The following is a 1,512-nucleotide window of genomic DNA, read 5'->3' as shown; positions in this document are numbered from 1 at the left end:
GCATCCACCGCTCGGGCCCCGACGCGGCCCGCGCCGCACCGGCCCGCGCGCCCTGCTCCCGCAGCAGCCGGGCGCCCTCGGCGGCCGACAGGTGCGGCACGACGGGGTCGACCGGGCCCGGCGTGGAGTGCAGGCGCACAGAGACCAGGCCCAGGCGGCGCTGGACCGGTCCCTGCTGGAGCCCGACGGACTGGGTCCGCTCGTGCGGGACGACGACGAGGTGCCGGTCGAGCAGGCCCGTCCGGGCGAGCAGAACCCGGTCGGTGGCGGCGTAGCCGGTCCGGCGCCACGCCAGCGGGTCGAGCCACCGGGCGGCGCGGGGGGCGGTGACGAACCCGGCGTCCGGGCCGCGGCCGGACAGGCCCGCCTCGAGGACGCGGTCGTCGACACCGGGCCTCCCGTCGGGGCCGGGACCACCGGGGACGACGAGGGCCAGCAGCGCCCGGACGTCGTCGCGGGTGCCGACCGGCAGCAGGACCGCGCTGGAGGACTCCTGACCGTCGGTGGCCGCGTAGCCGGCGATGTTGACCTTGACGTGCCACCAGTCGAAGCGCCGCCACAGCCACGACTGGCTGACCAGGACGGCCTGCACCCGGCCGGGGGGCACCGTGGCGGACCGGGTCTCGGTGAGCCCCGCGCGCACCCGGAGCCCGTCCGGGGACTCCGCCAGCCGGAAGGCGAAGGACCGGGCGAAGGAGCCGGCGACCGCGAGGACGATGGCGATGAGCGCCCCGGGCCCGATCGCCGCCAGGGGGGTGAGCACGGCCCGCGCCGAGACCCCCGGCAGGAAGGCGACGACGACGAGCGCCGTGACGAGCACGAGGGTCCCCAGCAGCAGCACGAGCACGGTCCCGGTGAGGGCGGTGCCCGCGACGAGGCGGCCCGGCGGCACCTGGAGCACCTCGCGCTCGGGGGCCTCGGGCGCCTCCTCCCCCTGCTCGTAGTCCACGCCGGCGGCAGCGGCGAGCAGGGCGTTGCGCAGCCGGTGGGCCTCGGCCTCCTTGAGGTAGCGCAGCCGGACCTGGGAGTCCGACCCGCCGGCGACCTCGATGCGCAGCTCGGCGAGCCCGACGAGCCGGCCGATGAGCGGCTGGACCACGTCGATGGCCTGGAGCCGGTCGAGCCGCGCCTGGCGCTGGGTGCGGCTGAGGACGCCGGAGTGCAGGTAGACGGCCGTGTCGTCGACGGAGTAGCGCGAGAACCGCCAGCTGAGGACGTTGGCGAGGACGACGACGAGGGCGATGCCCACGACCACGGCGACCTGGACCCACAGGTTCCCGACGAGGCCGATCTCCGGGCCGGGCAGCGGTCCGCCGACGACGCCGTCGAGGACGAGCGCGAGGCCGAACAGCAGCGCCGCCCAGCCGCGGACGAGCGGGGACACCGGGTGCAGCCGCGTGAACGGCACCCGCGGGGTACCGGGCACCCGGGCGGGCGGGGTGTCGGGGTCGGCGGGCTCGGGGAGCGCGGCGGGGTCCGGGGCGGGCAGCCCGGCGGCGGTGGCGCCGACCG

The 1,512-nt window shown here is 77.9% G+C and carries 1 protein-coding gene; it reads right to left on the bottom strand.

Annotated features, from left to right (window positions below):
• The coding region (locus tag WCS02_RS20240) for a PH domain-containing protein (RefSeq protein ID WP_340296111.1) at positions 1-1,512 on the bottom strand (1,512 nt) is incomplete at both ends.

Origin of the sequence: Aquipuribacter hungaricus, from assembly GCF_037860755.1 — a bacterium.
Taxonomy (GTDB): domain Bacteria; phylum Actinomycetota; class Actinomycetes; order Actinomycetales; family JBBAYJ01; genus Aquipuribacter; species Aquipuribacter hungaricus.
The sequence above is the reverse complement of the archived record's forward strand: the minus strand, read 5'-3'. Positions and strand labels throughout refer to the sequence as shown.